Source organism: Kitasatospora sp. LaBMicrA B282, from assembly GCF_050325825.1.
Classification (GTDB): domain Bacteria; phylum Actinomycetota; class Actinomycetes; order Streptomycetales; family Streptomycetaceae; genus Kitasatospora.
Window position 1 is genome coordinate 1 of record NZ_JBNQTI010000149.1, and the last position, 24,004, is coordinate 24,004.

A 24,004-nucleotide genomic window follows, 5' to 3' on the forward strand; every position below is an offset into this window, starting at 1 on the left:
TCCGAGCGCCCCGGCCGGGCGCTGGCAGCCCGCCGGCACCGTGCTGGTCACCGGCGGCACCGGCGGCCTGGGCGCGGAGGTGGCCCGCTGGCTGGCCGCCCAGGGTGCTGAACGCCTGGTGCTGACCAGCCGGCGCGGCCCGGCGGCCCCCGGCGCGGCCGAGCTGCGCGCCGACCTGGTCGCGCTCGGCGCCGAAGTTGTCATCGAGACCTGTGATGTGGCGGACCGTCAGGAGCTTGCCGAGCTGCTGGAGCGCAACCCGGTGCGCGCGGTCTTCCACACCGCCGCGGTGCTGGACGACGGCGTGCTGGACACCCTGACGCCCGAGCGGGCGGCCGCCGTGCTGGCCCCCAAGGCCCTCGGCGCCTGGCACCTGCACGAGTTGACCGCCGGAACGGAGCTGGACGCCTTCGTGCTCTTCTCCTCCGCCGCCGGCACCCTCGGCAGCGCCGGGCAGGGCAGCTACGCGGCCGCCAACGCCTACCTGGACGCCCTGGTCCAGCTGCGCCGCGCGGCCGGGCTGCCCGGCACCTCGGTGGCCTGGGGCGCCTGGGCGGCGGTCGGCCTGGCCGCCGGCGCGGTGGGCGAACAGCTCGGCGCACGCGGCGTGCTGCCGATGGCGCCGGCCGCCGCGATCACCGCCCTGCACCGGGCGCTGGACGAGGACGCCGCCGTGCTGCTGGTCGCCGACCTCGACTGGCAGCGGCACCGCGGCGAGGCCGCCGCCCCGCTGCTGGCCGAACTCCGGCCGGCCCAGCCGCCCGCCGCGGACCGGACCCCGGCCGCCGACGACGCCGCGGAACTGCTCGACCGGTTGGCCGGGCTGTCCGCCGCCAAGCGCGAGCGGGCCCTGGTCGACCTGGTCCGCGGCCACGTCGCCGCCGTGCTCGCGCACACCTCGGCCGCGGCGGTCGAACCCGAGCGGGCGTTCCGCACCCTCGGCTTCGACTCGATCACCGCGCTCGCGCTGCGCAACCGGCTCGGCCAGGCCACCGGCCTCAAGCTGCCCGCCACCCTGGTCTTCGACTACCCGACCCCGGCCGTGCTGGCCCGCCACCTGGGCGAGCAGCTGGGCCGGCCCGGTCCCACCCCGGCGGCCGCGGAGCCGGGCGAGGCCGCGGTGCGCGAGGCGCTGGCGACCGTGTCGCTGGCCCGGCTGCGGGCGGCGGGCCTGCTCGACGCCCTGCTCGGCCTCGCCGCCGAGCCGGCCGCGGCGAGCATGGCGGCCGTGGCGGCCGAGCCCGTCGAGACCGGTGCGCCCCTCGAGCCGGCCCCGGCGGCCGACAGCGACTTCGACGCGATGGACGTCGAGGCGCTGGTCCAGCGGGCGCTCGACGGCGCCGGCGCCTGATCCCATCCCTGCCTGCTGCTTCCCGTACTGCTTGAACCGCTCCTGACCGTGGAGTTTTTGATGGCTACGCCTGCCGAGAAGGTTGTCGAAGCGCTGCGCGCCTCCCTGCGGGAGAACGAGCGGCTCAAGCAGCAGAACCAGCTGCTGACCGCCGCGCCGCACGAGCCCGTCGCGATTGTCGCGATGAGCTGCCGCTTCCCGGGGGGCGTGCGGACGCCCGAGGACCTCTGGCAGCTGGTCGCGGACGGGGTGGACGCGATCGGGCCGTTCCCCACCGACCGCGGCTGGGACCTGGCGGGGCTGTACGACCCGGACCCGGAGCACCCCGGCACCTGCTACACCGACCAGGGCGGATTCCTCTACAGCGCCGCCGAGTTCGACCCGGCGTTCTTCGACATGTCGCCGCGCGAGGCGATCGCCACCGACCCGCAGCAGCGGCTGCTGCTGGAGACCTCCTGGGAGGCCTTCGAGCGCGCGGGCATCGACCCGGCGACGGTGCGCGGCGGCCGGGTCGGCGTCTTCGTCGGCACCAACGGCCAGGACTACGCCTCCCGGCTGCACCGCGCGCCGGAGGACTTCGAGGGCTACCTGGGCCTGGGCAGCGCGGCCAGCGTGGTCTCCGGTCGGATCTCCTACGCGCTCGGTCTGGAGGGCCCGGCGGTCACCGTGGACACCGCCTGCTCCTCCTCGCTGGTCGCGCTGCACCTGGCCGCCCAGGCGCTGCGCAGCGGCGAGTGCACGCTGGCGCTGGCCGGCGCGGTCTCGGTGATGGCCAGTCCGGCGGCGTTCGTCGAGTTCAGCCGGCAGCAGGCGCTGGCCGTGGACGGCCGCTGCCGGGCCTTCTCGGCCGACGCGGGCGGCACCGGCTGGGCCGAGGGAGTCGGCATCCTGCTGGTCGAGAAGCTCTCCGACGCCCGCCGCAACGGCCACCCGGTGCTCGCCGTGGTGCGCGGCACGGCGGTGAACCAGGACGGTGCCTCCAACGGCCTCACCGCCCCCAACGGCCCCTCCCAGCAGCGGGTGATCCGCGCGGCGCTGGCCAACGCCCGGCTGACCGCCGCCGAGGTCGACGCCATCGAGGCGCACGGCACCGGCACCTCGCTCGGCGACCCGATCGAGGCGCAGGCGCTGCTCGCCACCTACGGGCAGGACCGCCCCGCCGACCAGCCGGCCTGGCTGGGCGCGCTGAAGTCCAACCTCGGCCACACCCAGGCCGCCGCCGGCGTGGCCGGGGTGATCAAGATGGTCGAGGCGATCCGCCACGGCCGGCTGCCGCGCACGCTGCACGTCGAGGAGGCCTCGCCGCACGTCGACTGGTCGGCGGGCGCGGTCGAACTGCTCACCGAGGCCCGGGAGTGGCCGGCGACCGGCCGCCCGCGCCGGGCCGGCGTCTCCTCCTTCGGGGTGAGCGGCACCAACGCCCACGTGATCATCGAGCAGGCGCCCGAGCCGGCCGCCGCCGATCCGGTCGAGCCGGCGGCGCCCGCCGTGCTGCCCTGGCTGCTCGCCGCCCGCACCGAGGCCGCCCTGCGCGCCCAGGCCGAGCAGCTGCACACCCACCTCGGCGAGCACGCGCAGGACACCTCCGCCCTCGACGTCGCCGTCACCCTCGCCACCGGCCGGGCCGCCTTCGAGCACCGCGCCGCCGTGGTCGGCGCGGACCGCGCCGACCTGCTGCGCGGGCTGGCCGTGCTGGCCGAGGGCGGCACCGCCCCGAACCTGGTGCGCGGCACCGCCCGCCCGGCCGCCGGCACCGCCTTCCTCTTCACCGGCCAGGGCGCCCAGCGGCCCGGCATGGGGCGTGAACTGTACGACGCGTTCCCGGTGTTCGCGGCGGCCTTCGACGCGGTCTGCGCGCGCTTCGACCTGGCCCTTGACCTGCGCGAGTTGGTGTTCGGGGACGACGAGCGGCTGCACCGCACCGAGTTCGCCCAGCCGGCGCTGTTCGCGCTGGAGGTGGCGCTGTTCCGGCTGCTGGAGTCCTGGGGTGTCACCCCGGAGGTGGTGCTGGGGCACTCGATCGGTGAGATCGCGGCGGCGCACGTGGCCGAGGTGTTCTCGCTGGACGATGCCTGCGCCCTGGTGGCCGCGCGTGGTCGCCTGATGCAGCAGCTGCCGGCCGGTGGCGCGATGATCGCGCTGCAGGCGTCCGAGGCCGAGCTGCTGCCGCTGCTCACCGCAGGCGTCTCCATCGCCGCCGTCAACGGCCCGACCGCCACCGTGGTCTCCGGCGAGGAGGCCGCCGCGCTGGCGATCGCCGCCCACGTCGAGCAGCTGGGCCGCAAGACCAAGCGCCTGACCGTCAGCCACGCCTTCCACTCGCCGCTGATGGACCCGATGCTCGACGAGTTCCGCGCCGTGGTCGCGCAGCTCTCGTTCGGCGTGCCGACGTTGGCTGCCGTCTCCACGGTGACGGGTGCGCCCGTCACCGACGAGTGGAGCGAGCCCGAGTACTGGGTGCGCCACGTGCGCGAAGCCGTCCGCTTCCACGACGGCATCCGCGCGGTGCAGGCCGAGGGCGTCACCCGCTACCTGGAGCTCGGCCCCGACGGGGTGCTCACCGCCCTCGCACCCGAGTGCCTCGACGCCGGGGTGAGCTTGACGGCCACCCTGCGCAAGGACCGCCCCGAAGCGTTCACCCTGCTGCGCGCGCTGACCGAGCTGCACGCCCACGGCACCGCCGTCGACTGGGAGCGCTTCTTCGCCGGCACCGGCGCCCGCCACGCCGACCTGCCCACCTACCCCTTCCAGCGGCAGCGCTACTGGCTCGACGCGGAGCCCGCGGCCACCGCCCCCGCGGCGCCCGGCGGCGCCGACGGCCGGTTCTGGGCGGCCGTCGAGCAGGCCGACCTGGCCGGCTTCAGCAGCGCGCTGCAGGTCGACCCCGACACCCGGCTGCCCGACCTGCTGCCGGCCCTGGCCGCCTACCGCCGCCGGCAGAGCGACCGCTCCACCGTGGCGGGTTGGCGCTACCGGATCGGCTGGCAGCCGCTGCCCGAGGCCACCGCGCCTACTCTGGAGGGCAGTTGGCTGCTGCTGGTGCCACGCTCCGAAGTCGACGCCGAACCGGTCGCCGAGCTCTGCGCCGCACTGCGGGCGCACGGCGCCGAACCGGTCCAACTGCTGCTCGACGCCGGCGAGCTGAACCGCGAACGGCTCACCGAGGCGCTGCACGACACGCTCGCCGACCTGCCGGCCCCGGCCGGCGTGCTCTCGCTGCTGGCCCTCGCCGCGGGCCCGCACCCCCAGCACCCGCACCTCCCGCTGGCCCTCACCGCCACCACCGCGCTGGTGCAGGCGCTGGCCGACCTCGACCTCGCGGCCCCGCTGCGGGTGCTGACCCGCGGCGCCGTCGCCACCGGCCGTGCCGACGCCCCGGCCGACCCCGCGCCGGCCGCGCTCTGGGGCCTGGGCCGGGTCGCGGCGCTGGAACACCCCGGCCGCTGGGCCGGCCTGCTCGACCTCCCGGCCGTGCTCGACGAGCGGGCCGGCCGCCGGCTGGCCGCCGCCCTCGCGGACCGCACCGAGGACCAGGTGGCCGTCCGGGCCACCGGCACCTTCGCCCGCCGCCTGCACCAGGCCAAGCCCGCCGACCCGGCGGCCGTCGCCTGGCAGCCGCGCGGCACCGTGCTGGTCACCGGCGGCACCGGCGCGCTCGGCGCCCAGGCCGCCCGCTGGCTGGCCGCCAACGGCGCCGCCCACCTGGTGCTCACCGCCCGCCGCGGCCCGGACGCCCCCGGCGCGGCCGAGCTGCGCGCCGAACTGACCGCGCTCGGCGCCGAGGTGACCATCGCCGCCTGCGACGTCGCCGACCGCGCCGCCGTCGCCGCGCTGCTCGACGGCCTCCCGGACCTCACCGCCGTGGTGCACACCGCCGGCGTCGGCCAGCTGACCGCCTTCGCCGAGCTGACCCCGGCCGAACTCGCCGAGGTGCTCGCCGCCAAGGTCGCCGGCGCCGCCCACCTGGACGAGCTGCTCGGCGACCGCGCGCTGGACGCCTTCGTGCTGTACTCCTCGATCGCCGGCATCTGGGGCAGCGGCGGCCAGGCCGGATACGCCGCCGCCAACGCCTACCTGGACGCCCTCGCCGAGGCCCGCCGGTCCCGTGGCCTGGCCGCCACCTCGGTGGCCTGGGGCCCGTGGGGCGGCACCGGCATGGCCGTCCGGGACGGCGCCGAGGTCGAACTCGCCCGCCGCGGCCTGCCGATGATGGACCCGGCGCTGGCCCTCGCCGCCCTGAGCGAGGCATTGACCGGCACCGACGCCCAGCTGACCGTCGCCGATGTCGACTGGGCCCGGTTCGCCCCCGCCTTCACGGTCAACCGGGCCAGCGCGCTGCTCGCCGACCTCCCGGCGGCCGTCGCCGCCCTGGCCGGACAGCCGGCCGCCGGCACCGCCCCCGGCCAGGCCGCCGGCACCGAGCTGCGGGCCCGCCTGGCCGCGCTGCCGCCGGCCGAGCGGGAGCGGCTGCTGGTCGACCTGGTCCGCGGTCACGCCGCCGCCGTGCTCGGCCACGGCGCCGGTGCCGAGCTGCCCGCCGACAAGGCCTTCCGCGAGCTGGGCTTCGACTCGCTGACCGCCGTCGAGCTGCGCAACGCGCTCACCGCCGAGACCGGCGTCGCGCTGCCCGCCACCCTGGTCTACGACCACCCGACCCCGGCCGTGCTGGCCGCCCACCTGCGCCAGGCCCTGCTCGGCGCGGACGCCGCCGCCGACCCGGACACCCCGGCACCGGCCCTCGCCGTGGCCGACGACGACCCGGTGGCCATCGTCGCCATGAGCTGCCGGCTGCCCGGCGGCATCCGCAGCCCGCAGGAGCTCTGGCAGCTGCTGGCCGAGGGCGGCGACGGCATCGGCGACTTCCCGACCGACCGCGGCTGGGACCTGGCCGGCCTCTACCACCCGGACCCGGACCACCCCGGCACCTGCTACGCCCGCGAGGGCGGCTTCCTGCACCAGGCCGGGGACTTCGACGCCGAGCTGTTCGGCATCTCGCCGCGCGAGGCGCTGGCCACCGACCCGCAGCAGCGCCTGCTGCTGGAGGCGGCCTGGGAGGTCTTCGAGCGTGCGGGCATCGCCCCCGCCGCGGTCCGCGGCCGCCGGGCCGGCGTCTTCGTCGGTGCCTCCTACCAGGGCTACGGCGCGGAGGGCGGCGAGGCCGCCGAGTCCCTCGAGGGCCAACTGCTGACCGGCAACGCGATGTCCGTGGTCTCCGGGCGCCTGGCCTACACCTTCGGGCTGGAAGGCCCGGCGATGACCGTCGACACGGCCTGCTCCTCCTCGCTGGTGGCGCTGCACCTGGCCGCCCAGGCGCTGCGGGCCGGCGAGTGCGAGTTGGCGCTGGTCGGCGGCGTCACCGTGCTGGCGAGCCCGGCGGCGTTCGTGGAGTTCAGCCGGCAGCGCGGGCTCGCGGTCGACGGCCGGTGCAAGCCGTTCGCGGCGGCCGCCGACGGGACCGGCTGGTCCGAGGGCGTGTCAATGGTGCTGGTGGAGCGGTTGAGTGAGGCCCGTCGCAACGGGCACCCGGTGTTGGCGGTGCTGCGTGGCAGTGCCGTCAACCAGGACGGCGCCTCCAACGGCCTGACCGCGCCCAACGGCCCGGCCCAGGAGCGGGTGATCCGGGCCGCCCTGGCCAACGCCGGGCTGACGGCCGAGCAGGTCGACGCGGTCGAGGCGCACGGGACGGGCACCACGCTGGGCGACCCGATCGAGGCGCAGGCCATCCTGGCCACCTACGGTCGGCGTCGCGCTGACGAACGGCCGCTCTGGCTCGGGTCGTTGAAGTCCAACATCGGCCACACCCAGGCCGCGGCCGGGGTCGCGGGCGTGATCAAGACGGTGCTGGCCATGCAGGCGGGGGTGCTGCCGCGCACCCTGCACGTGGATGCGCCGACCCCGCACGTGGACTGGTCGGCGGGCGCGGTCGAGCTGCTGACCGAGGCACGGGCCTGGCCGGAGACCGGCGAGCCGCGCCGGGTGGGCGTCTCGGCCTTCGGGCTCAGCGGCACCAACGCGCACGTGATCGTGGAGCAGGCGCCGGCCGTGGCGGCCGAGCCGCGCGAGGCCTGCGACGCTCCGCTGCTCTGGCCGCTGTCGGCCCGGACGGCGGACGGGCTGCGGGCCCAGGCGGCCCGGCTGCTCGACGCGATGACGTCTCGTCAGTCCCGTCAGATCGGTGACCAGGAAGTCGACGCGGTCGACTTCGGGTACTCGCTGGCGGTCGGCCGCTCGGTGTTGGACCACCGTGCGGTGGTACTGGAGCGGGACGCGCTGGTCGCGCTGGCCGAGGGACGGGAGGCGCCCGGGCTGGTGACGGGGGTGGCCGCGGCCGGTGGCCGGACGGCGTTCCTCTTCACCGGGCAGGGGGCGCAGCGGCCGGGCATGGGGCGGGAGTTGTACGAGGCCTTCCCGGTCTTCGCGGACGCTTACGACGCGGTCTGTGCGCGCCTGGACGTGGTGCTGCCGCTGGACGGGACGGTGCACCGGACCGGGTTCGCGCAGCCGGCGCTGTTCGCGCTCGAAGTCGCACTGTTCCGGTTGCTGGAGTCCTGGGGCGTGGCGCCGGATGTGGTGCTGGGCCACTCGGTGGGGGAGATCGCCGCGGCGCACGTGGCGGGGGTGCTGTCGCTGGCGGACGCGTGTGCGCTGGTGGCGGCGCGCGGTCGGCTGATGCAGGCGTTGCCGGCCGGTGGCGCGATGGTCGCGCTGCAGGCGTCCGAGGCGGAGGTGCTGCCGCTGCTGACCGAGGGCGTCTCGATCGCCGCGGTGAACGGCCCGGCGGCGGTGGTGGTCTCCGGTGCGGAGGCGGCCGCCCTGGAGATCGGCGAGCACTTCGAGCGGCTCGGGCGGAAGACCCGCCGGCTGGAGGTCAGCCATGCGTTCCACTCGCCGCTGATGGAGCCGATGCTGGCCGAGTTCCGCCGGGTGGTCGCGGAGCTGGAGTTCGACGTGCCGGTGCTGTCCGCCGTCTCGACGGTGACCGGTGCCCCGGTCGCCGGTGAGTGGGGCGACCCGGAGTACTGGGTGCGGCAGGTGCGGGAGGCGGTGCGCTTCCACGACGGCGTGCTCGCCCTGCGGGACGCCGGCGTGACGCGGTACCTGGAGCTGGGGCCGGACGGGGTGCTGTCGGCGTTGGTGCGGGACTGTGTGGCGGAGGAGCCGCAGGTGCTGGCGCCGGTGCTGCGCAAGGACCGTGCGGAGGTGGCGGGCTTCCTGGGCGCGCTGGCGCGGTTGCACGTGTCGGGTGTGCCGGTCGACTGGCAGTTCCCGGCCGGTGCGCGGTTGGTGGAGCTGCCGACCTACGCCTTCCAGCACCAGCGCTACTGGCTGCTCGACGACCCGCGTCCCGCCGCCGACGGAGCCGGGACCGCGGACGACGCGGCCTTCTGGGCCGCGGTCGAACGCGGCGACCTCGGTGAGCTGGCCGAGTCCCTCCAGGTCGGCGAGGAGGGCGCGCTCGACGAGCTGCTGCCCGCGCTGACCGCCTACCGCGAGCGCAGCCTCAGCCGCTCGACGCTGGACCGTTGGCCGTACCGGGTGAGCTGGCAGCCGCTGGACCTGCCGGTCGGCGGTTCGCTGCCCGGGCGCTGGGTGGTCGTGCTGCCGGAGAACCCCGATGCGGAGCTGACGGCCCTGGTCGAGGGCCTGGCCCGGCGCGGCGACGTGCTCGCGGTGCGGGCCGGCGAGGCGACCGCGGCGATCGACGCGGGCACCACCGGTGTGCTCTCGCTGCTGGCGCTGGACGAGCGCCCGCACCCGGAGCACCCCGAGCTGTCGGTGGGCCTCGCCGAGACGCTGGCACTGCTCGCCGGCGGCCTCGAGGCGCCGCTCTGGTGTGTGACGCGGGGTGCGGTGTCGGTGGGTCGGGCGGACGGGGTGTCGGCGCCTGGTCAGGGGTTGGTGTGGGGTCTGGGTCGGGTGGCGGGGTTGGAGTTGCCGCGGGTGTGGGGTGGGTTGGTCGATCTGCCGGTGGGTGGGGTGGACGAGCGGGTGGTGGCGCGGTTGGTGTCGGTGCTGGTGGGTGGGGTCGAGGATCAGGTGGCGGTGCGTGGTTCCGGGGTGTTCGGGCGGCGGTTGGTGCGGGCGTCGTGGGGTGCGGGGGAGTGGGTGCCGTCGGGGACGGTGCTGGTGACGGGTGGCACCGGGGCGTTGGGTGTGGCGGTGGCACGGTGGTTGGCGGGTGCCGGTGCTGAGCGGGTGGTGGTGACGAGTCGGCGTGGTCTCGGGGCTCCTGGTGTTGCGGAGTTGGCGGGGCTCGGGGTGGAGGTGGTGGTCGAGGCGTGTGATGTGGCCGACCGGGCTCAACTGGTGGATCTGTTCGAGCGGTTCGCGTTCTCGGCGGTGGTGCATGCGGCTGGTGTGTTGGATGACGGGGTGTTGGCGGGGTTGACGCCGGAGCGGGTGGCGGGAGTGCTGGCGGCGAAGGCGCAGGGAGCGTGGAATCTGCACGAGCTGACGGCCGAGCGGGAGTTGGACGCGTTCGTCCTCTTCTCCTCGATGGCGGGTGTCATCGGTGGTGCGGGTCAGGGGAGTTACGCGGCGGCGAACGCCTACCTGGATGCGCTGGCGGAGTACCGGCGTGGTCGGGGGCTGCCGGCGGTGTCGATCGCCTGGGGTCCGTGGGCGGGTGCCGGCATGGCGGCCGACGAGGTGGTCGAGGAGCGGCTGCGGCGCGGCGGGGTGACCGCACTGGCGCCGGAGCTCGCGGTGGCGGCGCTGGGCCGGGCGGCCGGTGGCGACCTGGCCTCGGTGCTGGTCGCCGACCTCGACTGGGCGGTCTTCGGCCCGGCCCTGACGGCGGCCCGGCCCTCCGCGCTGGTCGCCGAGCTGGTCCCCGGCGGCGCGACCGCGCCGACCGAGGCAGCGCCGGACAGCCGGCTGCCGCTGGCCGCGGAGCTGGCCCCGCTCACGCCGGTCGAGCGCTCCCGGCACCTGCTGACCCTGGTGCGCACCCAGGTGGCGGCCGTGCTGGGCTACGCCTCGGCGGAGGCGGTGGAGGCTGATCGGGCCTTCCGTGACCTGGGCTTCGATTCGTTGACCGCCGTCGAGCTGCGCAATCGCCTCGACGCCCGCACCGGGCTGCGGCTGCCCAGCACCGTGGTCTTCGACTACCCGACGGCGACCGCGCTGGCGGCGCAGCTGGAGGCGGAGCTGGCCGGCTTGGCCGGGGCCGTGGCGCCGGTGGTGGCTTCGCCCGTGGGTGTGGGTGAGCCGGTGGTGGTGGTGGGGATGGGGTGTCGGTTCCCGGGTGGGGTGGGGTCGCCGGAGGAGTTGTGGGAGTTGGTGGTGGGTGGTGGTGATGCGATGTCGGGGTTTCCGGGTGATCGGGGTTGGGATGTTGGTGGGTTGGGTGGGGGGTTTGCTCGGGTGGGTGGGTTTGTTGAGAGGGTGGCTGGGTTTGATGCGGGGTTTTTTGGGGTGTCGCCGCGTGAGGCGTTGGCGATGGATCCGCAGCAGCGGTTGTTGTTGGAGGTGTCGTGGGAGGCGTTGGAGCGGGGTGGGGTTGATCCGTTGTCGGTGAGGGGTTCGCGGTTGGGGGTGTTTGCGGGGACGAATGGTCAGGATTATCCGATGTTGCTTCTTGGTGCGGGTGTTGAGGGTGTTGAGGGGCATGTGGGGACGGGGAGTGCGGCGTCGGTGGTGTCGGGTCGGGTGGCGTATGTGTTGGGGGGTGAGGGTCCTGCGGTGACGGTGGATACGGCGTGTTCGTCGTCGTTGGTGGCGTTGCATTTGGCGGTGCAGTCGTTGCGGTCGGGTGAGTGTGATGTGGCGTTGGCGGGTGGGGTGACGGTGATGTCGACGCCGGGGGCGTTTGCGGAGTTCGCGCGGCAGGGTGGGTTGGCTGGTGATGGTCGGTGCAAGCCGTTTGCGGCGGGTGCGGATGGTACGGGCTGGTCGGAGGGCGCCGGCATGTTGCTGTTGGAGCGGCTGAGTGACGCTCGGCGGCTCGGGCACCGGGTGCTCGCGGTGGTGGGCGGCTCAGCGATCAACCAGGACGGGGCGTCGAACGGGCTGACCGCGCCGAACGGTCCTGCGCAGCAGCGGGTGATCCGGCAGGCGCTGGCGAACGCCGGGCTGTCGACGGCGGACGTGGACGCGGTGGAGGCGCACGGGACCGGGACGAGTCTGGGGGACCCGATCGAGGCGCAGGCGTTGCTGGCGACGTATGGGCAGGGTCGGGAGGCCGGTCGTCCGTTGTGGTTGGGTTCGGTGAAGTCGAACCTGGGTCACACGCAGGCTGCTGCGGGTGTGGCGGGTTTGATCAAGATGGTGATGGCGTTGCAGCACGGTGTGTTGCCGCGCACGTTGCATGTGGATGAGCCGTCGCCGCAGGTCGACTGGTCGGCGGGTGCGGTGGAGTTGTTGACCGAGGAGCAGGCCTGGCCGCGTCGGGAGGGGCGGGTGCGGCGGGTGGGTGTCTCGTCCTTCGGGCTGAGTGGCACCAACGCGCACACCATCCTCGAGGAGGCGCCGGCCGAGGAGCCGGTGGCCGATGAAATGGGCGCTTCGGTGCCGCTGCCGTGGGTGTTGTCCGCCAAGTCGCCCGAGGCGCTGCGTGCCCAGGCCGAGCGCCTGCACGCGCACCTGCTCGCCCACCCAGCCCTCACCCCGGCCGACATCGCCCACACCCTCACCACCGCCCGCGCCACCCTCAAGCACCGCGCCGCGATCCTCGCGGACGATCACGCGGCCGGCTTGGACGGCCTGGCTGCCCTGGCCGAGGGCCGCCGCGTCGCCGAGGTCCGCCTGGGCACGGCTGACCCGGACGGTCGCACGGCGTTCCTGTTCACGGGGCAGGGGTCGCAGCGGCCTGGTATGGGACGTGAGTTGTATGCGGCGTTCCCGGTGTTCGCGGATGCGTATGACGCGGTGTGTGCGCGGCTTGATGTCGAGCTCCCCGCTGATGACGCTGTGCATCAGACCGGGTTTGCGCAGCCGGCGCTGTTCGCGCTTGAGGTCGCGCTGTTCCGGCTGCTCGAGTCCTGGGGTGTCACCCCGGATGTGGTGATCGGTCACTCGGTGGGTGAGATCGCCGCCGCGCACGTGGCCGGGGTGTTCTCGCTGGAGGACGCCTGCACCCTGGTCGCCGCCCGTGGCCGGCTGATGCAGGCCTTGCCGGCTGGTGGGGCAATGGTGGCGGTGCAGGCCACGGAGGCGGAGGTGCTGCCGCTGCTCACCGACGGCGTCTCGATCGCCGCGGTCAACGGCCCGCAGGCCACCGTGGTCTCCGGTGACGAGGCCGCGGCCCTGGTGATCGCCGAGCACTTCGAGCAGCTGGGTCGGAAGACTAGGCGTTTGCGGGTCTCGCATGCGTTTCACTCAGACGCTATGGACGCGATGCTGGTGGAGTTCGGCGAGGTGGTGCGTGGGCTTTCGCCTGCTGTGCCGCGGATCGCGCTGGTCTCCAACCTGACCGGCGCGCTGGTGAGCGACGAGGTCTGCGACCCGGCGTACTGGGTGCGTCACGTGCGCGAGGCGGTCCGGTTCCACGACGGCATCCAGACGCTGGCCGCCCACGGCGTGACCCGCCTGTTGGAGGTCGGCCCCGACGGCACCCTCACCGCCCTCGCCCAGGACAGCCTGCCCACCGAGCCCCGAGTTGCGGCGACCGCGCTGCGCAAGGACCGGCCCGAGGTGCAGTCCTTCCTGACCGCCCTCGCCGAACTCCACGTCGACGGCACGCCCGTCAGCTGGCAGCTCCAGACCCGGGCACTCCTCGCCGACCTGCCCACCTACCCCTTCGAGCGCACCCGCTACTGGCCCGAGCAGACGGCCGTAACCCCGGCCGGCCTGGAGACCGACGACCGCCTCTGGGCGGCCGTGGACTCCGGCGACCTCGCCGCCTTCGCGTCGGCGCTCGGCGTGGACGACCAAGCCCCGCTGAGCAGCGTGCTCCCGGCACTCACCGACTACCGCCGCGACCGGCAGCAGAGCGCGCAACTGGACGCGCTGCGCTACCAGGTGACCTGGTCGCCGCTCGACCGGCCCCGCACCGGCGTACCGGCCGGCCGCTGGCTGGTGGTCGTGCCGGAGCAGCCGAGCGACGAGGTGGTCGAGCTGGCGGCCGCGCTGGAGCGGCGTGGTGGCGTGCTGGTCACCGGTGTCGAGAAGGCGGCCGCGGCCGTGGACACCGCCACGAGCGCCGTGCTCTCCCTCCTCGCGCTGGACGACACCCCGCACCCCGAGTTCCCCGCGCTCACCGCGGGCTTCGCGGCCACCCTGGCGCTGGCGGCCGCCGAACTGGGCGCCCCGCTCTGGTGCGCGACCCGCGGCGCGGTGGCCACGGACGACACGGACACCCTGACCGCACCCGCCCAGGCCCTGGTCTGGGGCCTCGGCCGGGCAGCGGCGCTGGAGACCCCGGCCGGCTGGGGCGGTCTGGTCGACCTCCCCGCGGCCGTCGACGACCGCACCCTGGACCGGCTGCTCGCCGTCGTCTCCGACGGCACCGAGGACCAGGTGGCGATTCGCACCGCCGCCGTCTTCGCCCGCCGCCTGGGCTACGCCGAGCCGGGCCTTGCTGCGGCCGACTGGCAACCGCGCGGCACGGTTCTGGTGACCGGCGGCACCGGTGTGCTGGGTGCCGAGGTGGCCCGCTGGCTGGCCGCCCACGGCGTCGAGCGGCTGGTGCTGACCAGCCGCCGCGGCCCGGCCGCCCCCGGTGCGGCCGAGCTGACCGCCGAACTGACCGCGCTCGGTGCCGAGGTGGCCGTCGAGGCCTGCGACCTGGCCGACCGGGCCGCCGTCGCCGCGCTGCTCGACCGCTGCCCCGACCTCACCGGCGTGGTGCACGCGGCCGGCGTCAACGTGAACGGCACCCTGGCCGACAGCACCCTCGCCGACGCGGCGGCCGTGGTCGCGGGCAAGGTGACGGGTGCGGTGCACCTGGACGAGCTGCTGGGCGACCGCGAGCTGGACGCCTTCGTGCTCTTCTCCTCGATCGCGGGCATCTGGGGCAGCGGCGGGCAGGCGCTCTACAGCGCGGCCAACGCCGCACTCGACGCCCTCGCCGAGACCCGCCGGGCCCGCGGCCTGGCCGGCACCGCGATCGCCTGGGGCCCGTGGGCCGGCGGCGGCATGGCGGACGCCGAGGGCGCCGAGGCGCACCTGGCCCGCCGCGGCCTGCGGCTGCTGCGGCCCGCGCAGGCGATCGCCGCGCTGCACCGCGCGGTGGGTGCCGGCGCGTCCGGGCTGACCGTGGCCGACATCGACTGGACCCGGTTCGCGCCGGCCTTCACGGTGAACCGGCCCAGCCCGCTGCTGACCGGTCTGCCCGCGGCCCACGAGGCGCTGCGCGCGGCCGAGCCGACCAGCCCCGTGGCCGCCGGCGGCCTGACCGACCGCCTGCGCACGCTCGGCGCTGCCGAGCGCGACCGCCTGCTGCTCGACCTGGTCCGCGGCCACGCCGCCACCGCCCTCGGGCACGCCGCGGCCGACGCGGTCGAGGCCGACCGCCCGTTCACGGAGCTCGGCTTCGACTCGCTCACCGCGGTCGAACTGCGCAACCTGCTCGGCGCGGACACCGGACTGCGGCTGCCGTCCACCCTGGTCTTCGACCACCCCAACCCGGCCGCCCTCGCCGCGCACATCGGCGCCGAGCTGCTGCCGGACGCGGGGACCCCGCAGTCGGCGCTGGCCGAACTCGACCGGCTGGAGGCCGCCGTGCTCGGCACCGGCGCGGACGGGGAGACCCGGGCCGCGGTGGCCGCCCGACTCGGCATCCTGCTGGCCCGGTTGACCGGACCGGAGGCGAGTGCGGCCGGGGCGGGCGAGGAGGAGTCGGTGCTCCAGCAGCTCGACGACGCCTCGGACGACGACCTGTTCGCCTTCATCAACAACGAGCTCGGGCTGGACGACCAGTCCGGCGACGCGTAGCTGTCCCCCGTCTGACCCATCTCAACAGGCAAGGGTTCCATGGTGAATGAAGAGAAGCTCCGCGACTACCTCAAGCGGGTAACGGCTGATCTGCACCAGACACGCCAGCGCCTGCGCGAGTTGGAGTCGGGCGGGCAGCCCGAGCCCGTCGCCATCGTGGCGATGAGCTGCCGCTACCCGGGCGGGGTCGGCTCGCCCGAGGAGTTGTGGCGGCTGGTGGCGGACGGGGCGGACGCCATCTCCGGGTTCCCGGCCGACCGCGGCTGGGACCTGGCGGCACTCTTCCACCCGGACCCGGAGCACCCGGGCACCTGCTACGCCGACGAGGGCGGTTTCCTGCACGACGCGGGCGCGTTTGACCCCGGGTTCTTCGGGATCTCGCCGCGCGAGGCGCTGGCGATGGACCCGCAGCAGCGGCTGCTGCTGGAGACCTCCTGGGAGGCGTTCGAGCGGGCCGGCATCGATCCGGCGACGCTCAAGGGCAGCCGGGCCGGCGTCTTCGTCGGCGCCTCGACCTCGGGGTACGGCGCGGGTCTCCAGGAGGTGCCGGAGGGGCTGGAGGGTCACCTGCTGACCGGCAGTGCCACCTCGGTGGTCTCCGGGCGCCTGGCCTACACCTTCGGGCTGGAAGGCCCGGCGATGACCATCGACACCGCCTGTTCCTCCTCGCTGGTCGCGCTGCACCTGGCCGCCCAGGCCCTGCGCAACGGCGAGTGCACACTGGCGCTGGCCGGTGGCGTCACGGTGATCGCCAGCCCGGCGGCGTTCGTGGAGTTCAGCCGGCAGCGCGGGCTGGCCGCCGACGGTCGCTGCAAGCCGTTCGCGGCGGCGGCCGACGGGACCGGGTGGTCCGAGGGCGTCGGCATGCTGCTGGTGGAGAAGCTCTCCGATGCCCGCCGCAACGGGCACCCGGTGCTGGCGGTGCTGCGCGGCAGTGCGGTGAACCAGGACGGCGCCTCCAACGGCCTGACGGCACCGAACGGCCCGGCCCAGCAGCGGGTGATCCGCGCGGCGCTGGTGAACGCCGGTCTGACGGTCGACCAGGTGGACGCGGTCGAGGCGCACGGGACGGGCACCACGCTGGGCGACCCGATCGAGGCCCAGGCCTTGCTGGCCACCTACGGCCAGGGTCGGGCGGCCGAACGGCCGCTCTGGCTCGGCTCGTTGAAGTCCAACATCGGCCACTCCCAGGCGGCAGCCGGCGTCGGTGGCGTGATCAAGTCGGTCATGGCGATCCGGCACGGCGTGCTGCCCCGGACCCTGCACGTGGACGCCCCCACGGGAGAGGTCGACTGGTCGGCGGGTGCGGTGGAGCTGCTGACCGAGGCGCGGGCGTGGCCGGAGACCGGCGAACCGCGCCGGGTGGGCGTCTCCGCCTTCGGCGTGAGCGGGACCAACGCGCATGTGATCGTGGAGCAGGCGCCGGCCGTGGCGGCCGAGCCGCGCGAGGCCTGCGACGTTCCGCTGGTCTGGCCGCTGTCGGCCCGGACGGCAGACAGCCTGCGGGCCCAGGCTGCCCGGCTGCAGGAGTATCTGAACACTGATCAGGAAACGGACACGGCCGACCTCGGGTACTCGCTGGCGACCTCGCGTTCGACCTTCGAGCACCGCGCGGTGGTGCTGGAGCGGGACGCGCTGGCCGCGCTGGCCGAGGGGCGCGAGGCGCCCGGACTGGTCACGGGCGTGGCCGCGAGCGAGGGCCGCACGGCGTTCCTCTTCACCGGTCAGGGTGCGCAACGGCCGGGCATGGGCCGGGAGTTGTCCGACGCCTTCCCGGTGTTCGCGGCGGCCCATGACGCGGTCTGCGCGCAGCTCGGAGTGGCGCTGCCGCTCGACGAGGAGATCCACCGGACGGGCTTCGCGCAGCCGGCGCTCTTCGCGTTGGAGGTGGCACTGTTCCGGTTGCTGGAGTCGTGGGGCGTCACGCCGGACGTCGTGCTCGGTCACTCGGTCGGCGAGATCGCCGCGGCGCACGTGGCCGGGGTGCTGTCGCTGGCGGACGCGTGCACGCTGGTGGCGGCGCGCGGCCGTCTGATGCAGGCGCTGCCGGCGGGCGGTGCGATGGTGGCGGTGCAGGCGACCGAGGCCGAGGTGCGGCCGTTGCTCACCGACGGCGTGTCGATCGCCGCCGTCAACGGCCCCACCGCTGTGGTGATCTCCGGCACCGAGAGCGACACGCTCGCGCTCGCCGCCCACTTCGAGCAGCTGGGCCGCAAGACCAAGCGCCTGACGGTCAGTCATGCCTTCCACTCGACCTTGATGGACGGGATGCTCGCGGAGTTCCGCGAGGTCGTCGCTGGGCTCTCCTTCGGCGAACCACAGCTGTCCGCCGTCTCGACGGTGACCGGTGCCCCGGTGTCCGGTGAGTGGGGCGACCCGGAGTACTGGGTGCGGCAGGTGCGGGAGGCGGTGCGCTTCCACGACGGCGTGCTCGCCCTGCGGGACGCCGGCGTGACGCGGTTCCTGGAGCTGGGGCCGGACGGTGTGCTGTCGGCGCTGGTGCGGGACTGCGTGAGCGAGGAGCCGCAGGTGCTGGCGCCGGTGCTGCGCAAGGACCGTGGCGAGGTCGCCTGCTTCCTGGGCGCGGTGGGGGGCCTGCACGTCTCGGGCGTCAAGGTGGCGTGGCAGTTCCCGGAGTCGGCGCGGTTGGTGGAGCTGCCGACCTACGCCTTCCAGCACCAGCGCTACTGGCTGCTCGACGACCCGCGTCCCGCCGCCGACGCCGCCGGGACCGGCCAGGACGCCGAGTTCTGGGCGGCCGTCGAGCGAGGTGACCTGGCCGGTCTCTCCGGCGCCCTGGAACTGACCGACGGCGGCTCGCTCGGCGACCTGCTGCCCGCGCTCTCCGCCTACCGGGCCCGCAGCCGGGCTCGCTCGGCGCTCGACGGCTGGCAGCACCGCGCGGTCTGGCGCCCGCTGACCCTGGCGTCGGGTGCTGCGCTCACCGGCCGCTGGCTGATCGTCGCGCCGGCGGGCGTGGCCGGCGACCTCGCCGAGCCGCTGCTGGCCGGCCTGACTCGCCATGGTGCCGCAGCCGAGCTGTTCGAGGTGGACCCCGAGGCGGCCGACCGCGTCACGCTGGCCGAGCGGCTGCGCGCGGCAGGTCCGCTGGACGGGGTGCTCTCGCTGTTGGCCTGCGCCGAGGGCGCGGCGGCCGGCACCGAGGGCCTGGTGCGGACGCTGGGCCTGGTGCAGGCGCTGGGCGACGTGGAGTCGGCCGCGCGGGTGTGGTGTGTGACGCGGGGTGCGGTGTCGGTGGGTCGGGCGGATGGGGTGTCGGCGCCTGGTCAGGGGTTGGTGTGGGGTCTGGGTCGGGTGGCGGGGTTGGAGTTGCCGCGGGTGTGGGGTGGGTTGGTGGATCTGCCGGTGGGTGGGGTGGACGAGCGGGTGGTGGCGCGGTTGGTGTCGGTGCTGGTGGGTGTGGTCGAGGATCAGGCGGCGGTGCGCGGCTCCGGGGTGTTCGGGCGACGGTTGGTGCGGGTCGGATCGTCGTCGGGTGCGGGGGAGTGGGTGCCGTCGGGGACGGTGCTGGTCACCGGTGGGACCGGCGCTCTGGGTGTGGCGGTGGCCCGCTGGCTGGCGGGTGCCGGTGCTGAGCGGGTCGTGTTGACCAGTCGGCGTGGTCTCGCAGCTCCGGGCTTGGCGGGGCTCGACGAGCTGGGGATCGAGGTGGTGGTCGAGGCGTGTGATGTGGCTGATCGGGCTCAACTGGCCGGGTTGTTCGAGCGGTTCGCGTTCTCGGCGGTGGTGCATGCGGCTGGTGTGTTGGATGACGGGGTGTTGGCGGGGTTGACGCCGGAGCGGGTGGCGGGAGTGCTGGCGGCGAAGGCGCAGGGGGCGTGGAATCTGCACGAGCTGACGGCCGAGCGGGAGTTGGACGCGTTCGTCCTCTTCTCCTCGCAGGCCGGTGTCGTGGGCGCGGCCGGGCAGGGTGCATATGCCGCGGCCAACGCGTACCTCGACGCCCTGGCGGAGTACCGGCGCGGTCGGGGGCTGCCGGCGGTGTCGATCGCCTGGGGTCCGTGGGCGGGTGCCGGCATGGCGGCCGACGACGTGGTGGCGGAGCGGCTGCGCCGCGGTGGCGTGGCGCCGCTGGCCCCGGAGCTCGCGGTGCGGGCGCTGGCCCGGGCGGCCGGTGCGGACCTGGCCTCGGTGCTGGTCGCCGACCTCGACTGGGCGCGGCTCGCACCGGCGCTGACCACCGCGCGGCCGCTGCCGCTGCTCGGCGAACTCGTCGACCTGCCGGCCGAGTCCGGGTCCGCCCCGGCCGAGCGCGGGGACCTGCGCAGCCGGCTCGCCGGGCTGCCGACGGCCGAGCGGGCCAACGCGCTGCTGGACCTGGTCTGTCGTGACGCGGCCACCGTGCTGGGCCACGCCTCCGCCGAGGCGGTGGAGGCCGATCGGGCCTTCCGTGACCTGGGCTTCGACTCGTTGACCGCCGTCGAGCTGCGCAACCGCCTCGACCTGGCCACGGGCCTGCGGCTGCCCTCCTCACTGGTCTTCGACTACCCGACGGCCCGCTCGCTCGCCCGGCACCTGGGCGCCGAACTGCTCGGGGCGGAGATCGCCGAGGAGACGGCGCCGGTGGTGGCTTCGCCCGTGGGTGTGGGTGAGCCGGTGGTGGTGGTGGGGATGGGGTGTCGGTTCCCGGGTGGGGTGGGGTCGCCGGAGGAGTTGTGGGAGTTGGTGGTGGGTGGTGGTGATGCGATGTCGGGGTTTCCGGGGGATCGGGGTTGGGATGTTGGTGGGTTGGGTGGGGGGTTTGCTCGGGTGGGTGGGTTTGTTGAGGGGGTGGCTGGGTTTGATGCGGGGTTTTTTGGGGTGTCGCCGCGGGAGGCGTTGGCGATGGATCCGCAGCAGCGGTTGTTGTTGGAGGTGTCGTGGGAGGCGTTGGAGCGGGGTGGGGTTGATCCGTTGTCGGTGAGGGGTTCGCGGTTGGGGGTGTTTGCGGGGACGAATGGTCAGGATTATCCGATGTTGCTTCTTGGTGCGGGTGTTGAGGGTGTTGAGGGGCATGTGGGGACGGGGAGTGCGGCGTCGGTGGTGTCGGGTCGGGTGGCGTATGTGTTGGGTGCTGAGGGTCCTGCGGTGACGGTGGATACGGCGTGTTCGTCGTCGTTGGTGGCGTTGCATTTGGCGGTGCAGTCGTTGCGGTCGGGTGAGTGTGATGTGGCGTTGGCGGGTGGGGTGACGGTGATGTCGACGCCGGGGGCGTTTGCGGAGTTCGCGCGGCAGGGTGGGTTGGCTGGTGATGGTCGGTGCAAGCCGTTTGCGGCGGGTGCGGATGGTACGGGCTGGTCGGAGGGCGTCGGCATGTTGCTGCTGGAGCGGCTGAGTGACGCCCGGCGGCTCGGGCATCCGGTGCTCGCGGTGATCCGCGGCAGCGCGGTGAACCAGGACGGTGCCTCCAACGGCCTGACCGCCCCCAACGGCCCCTCCCAGCAGCGGGTGATCCGGGCCGCCCTGGCCAGTGCGCAGCTGACGAGCGCCCAGGTCGACGCCGTCGAGGCGCACGGGACCGGCACCAAGCTCGGTGACCCGATCGAGGCCCAGGCGCTGATCAACGCCTATGGGCAGGGTCGGGAGGCTGGTCGTCCGTTGTGGTTGGGTTCGGTGAAGTCGAACCTGGGTCACACGCAGGCTGCTGCGGGTGTGGCGGGTCTGATCAAGATGGTGATGGCGTTGCAGCACGGGGTGTTGCCGCGCACCTTGCATGTGGATGAGCCGTCGCCGCAGGTTGATTGGTCGGCGGGTGCGGTGGAGTTGTTGACCGAGGAGCAGACTTGGCCGCGTGAGGAGGGGCGGGTGCGGCGGGTGGGTGTCTCGTCCTTCGGGCTGAGTGGCACCAACGCGCACACCATCCTCGAGGAGGCGCCCGCCGATGAGCCGGTGGCCGAAGGCACGGGCGCTTCGGTCCCGCTGCCGTGGGTGCTCTCCGCCAAGTCGCCCGAGGCGCTGCGTGCCCAGGCCGAGCGCCTGCACGCGCACCTGCTCGCCCACCCCGCCCTCGCACCGGCCGACATCGCCCACACCCTCACCACCGCCCGCGCCACCCTCGACCACCGCGCGGCCCTCAGCGGCACCGACCCCGAGGAACTCCGAGCCGGCCTCGCCGCCCTCGCCCGCGGCGAGGCACACCCGGCGATCGCGCAGGGCAACACCGTCTCCGGCCGCACTGCCTTCCTCTTCACGGGGCAGGGTGCGCAGCGTTCGGGGATGGGGCGTGAACTGTACGACGCGTTCCCGGTGTTCGCGGATGCCTTCGATGCGGTCTGCGCGCGCTTCGACCTGGCCGCCGATCTGCGCGAGCTGGTGTTCGGTGACGACGAGCGGCTGCACCGCACCGAGTTCGCCCAGCCGGCACTGTTCGCGCTCGAAGTGGCGTTGTTCCGCCTGCTGGAGTCCTGGGGCGTCACCCCGGACCTGGTGCTCGGTCACTCGATCGGTGAGATCGCGGCGGCGCAGGTGGCCGGGGTGTTCTCCCTCGAGGACGCCTGCGCCCTGGTGGCCGCCCGTGGTCGCCTGATGCAGGCGCTGCCAGCGGGTGGCGCGATGATCGCGCTGCAGGCGTCCGAGGCCGAGGTGCTGCCGCTGCTCACCGAGGGCGTCTCCATCGCCGCGGTCAACGGCCCGACCGCCACCGTGGTCTCCGGCGACGAAACCGCCGCCCTGGCCATCGCCGCCCACGTCGAGCAGCAGGGCCGCAAGACCAAGCGCCTGACCGTCAGCCACGCCTTCCACTCCCCGCTGATGGACCCGATGCTCGACGAGTTCCGCACCGTCGTCTCCCAACTCTCCTTCGGCGCACCGACGCTCGCCGCCGTCTCCACCGTGACGGGTGCGCCCGTCACCGACGACTGGAGCACCCCCGACTACTGGGTGCGCCACGTCCGTGAGGCCGTCCGCTTCCACGACGGCGTCCAGGCGCTGGCCGCCCAGGGAGCCACCCGCTACCTGGAGCTCGGCCCCGACGCCGTCCTCACCGCGCTTGCCGCCGACTGCCTGGCCGAGCCGGCCGTTGTTCTGACCGCCACCCTGCGCAAGGACCGCCCCGAGCCCGCCACCGCCCTCGCCGCGCTGGCCCGGCTGCACGTCGCGGGCACCGCGGTCCGCTGGCCGCACCCGCCGACCGCCCGCTTCACCGACCTGCCCACCTACGCCTTCCAGCACGAGCGCTTCTGGCCGCAGGCCGCGCCGGCCCCGGAGCTCGCCGCGCACCCGGCCGACGCCGCGCTGTGGACCGCCGTCGAGCAGGCGGACACCGCTGCGCTCGCCCGGGCGCTGGACATTCCCGACCTGGGCACCGACCGGGCCTTCCTGGACCGGCTGCTGCCCGCCCTCTCCGGTTACCGCAAGCGCAGCCAGGCCCGTTCGGAGCTGGACGCCCGCCGCTACCGGGTGGCCTGGACCCCGCTCGACCTGCCCCGCACCCGCACGCTGGCCGGCCGCTGGCTGGTGGCCCTGCCCGAGCAGCCCAGCGGCCAGGTGACGGCGCTCGCCACCGCCCTGGAGCAGCGCGGCGCCGTGCTGGTCCCGGGCGAGCTGACTGCCGCAGCCGTCGACGCCGGCACCACCGGCGTGCTCTCGCTGCTCGCCCTCGACGAGCGCCCGCACCCCGACCACGCCGAGCTGACCGCCGGCTTCGCGGCCACCCTCGCCCTGGCCACTGCCGGCCTGGGCGTGCCGCTCTGGTGCCTGACCCGTGGCGCGGTGAGCACCGGCCAGGGCGACGCGGTGAGCGCGCCGCTCCAGGCGCTCGCCTGGGGCCTGGGCCAGGCGGTGGCGCTGGAGGCCCCGGCCGGGTGGGGCGGTCTGGTCGACCTCCCCGCGGCCATCGACAACCGTGCCCTGGACCGCCTGGTGGCCGTGCTCTCCGACGGCACCGAGGACCAGGTGGCGATCCGCTCCGCCGCCGTCTTCGCCCGCCGCCTGCGCCACGCCGAGCCGGCCACCGCGGTCGACTGGCAGCCGCGCGGCACCGTGCTGGTCACCGGTGGCACCGGTGCGCTGGGTGCCGAGGTGGCTCGTTGGCTGGCCGCCCACGGCGCCGAGCGGCTGGTGCTGACCAGTCGCCGCGGCCCGGACGCTCCCGGCGCGGCCGAGCTGACCGCCGAACTGACCGCGCTGGGTGCCGAGGTGGCCGTCGAGGCCTGCGACCTGGCCGACCGTGCCGCCGTCGTCGCGCTGCTCGACCACTGCCCCGAGCTCGCCGCGGTCGTGCACGCGGCCGGCGTGAGCCACGCGGCCCCGCTCACCGACAGCACCCTCGCCGCGGCCGCCGCCGTGGTCGCGGGCAAGGTGGCCGGCGCCGCCCACCTGGACGAACTGCTGGGCGAGCGCGAGCTGGACGCCTTCGTGCTCTTCTCCTCGATCGCCGGTGTCTGGGGCAGCGGCGGGCAGGCGCTCTACAGCGCGGCCAACGCCGCACTCGACGCCCTCGCCGAGGCGCGCCGGGCCCGTGGCCTGGCCGGCACCGCGATCGCCTGGGGCCCGTGGGCCGGCGGCGGCATGGCCGCGGCCGACGGTGCAGCCGAACAGCTGGCCCGGCGCGGCCTGGCCGCCCTGGCGCCCGGGTCGGCGATCGGCGCACTGAGCCAGGCGGTGGCAGCGGGCGAGACGGCGTTGACCGTCGCGGACGTCGACTGGGCCCGCTTCGCCCCCGCCTTCACCGCCAACCGCCCGAGCCCGCTGCTGACCGAGCTGCCCGCGGCCCGCGAGGCGCTGCGCGCAGCCGAGCCGACCGCCCCCGCGGCGACCGCCGGCCTCGCCGGCCGCCTG

At 75.0% G+C, this 24,004-nt stretch carries 3 protein-coding genes; all 3 read left to right on the forward strand.

From position 1 onward, the window contains the following. Positions 1–1,351 (forward strand): beta-ketoacyl reductase (locus tag ACQRUO_RS30490; protein ID WP_428319344.1); only part of this gene is annotated, 1,351 nt, incomplete at its 5' end. Between the two features lie 48 nt (positions 1,352–1,399). Continuing rightward, positions 1,400–15,226: a type I polyketide synthase gene (locus ACQRUO_RS30495; RefSeq protein WP_428319345.1), complete on the forward strand. Its 13,827-nt coding sequence runs from the start codon at positions 1,400–1,402 to the stop codon at positions 15,224–15,226. A gap of 39 nt (positions 15,227–15,265) precedes the next feature. Then, a partial coding sequence (locus tag ACQRUO_RS30500) for a type I polyketide synthase (RefSeq protein ID WP_428319346.1) occupies positions 15,266–24,004 on the forward strand: 8,739 nt, incomplete at its 3' end.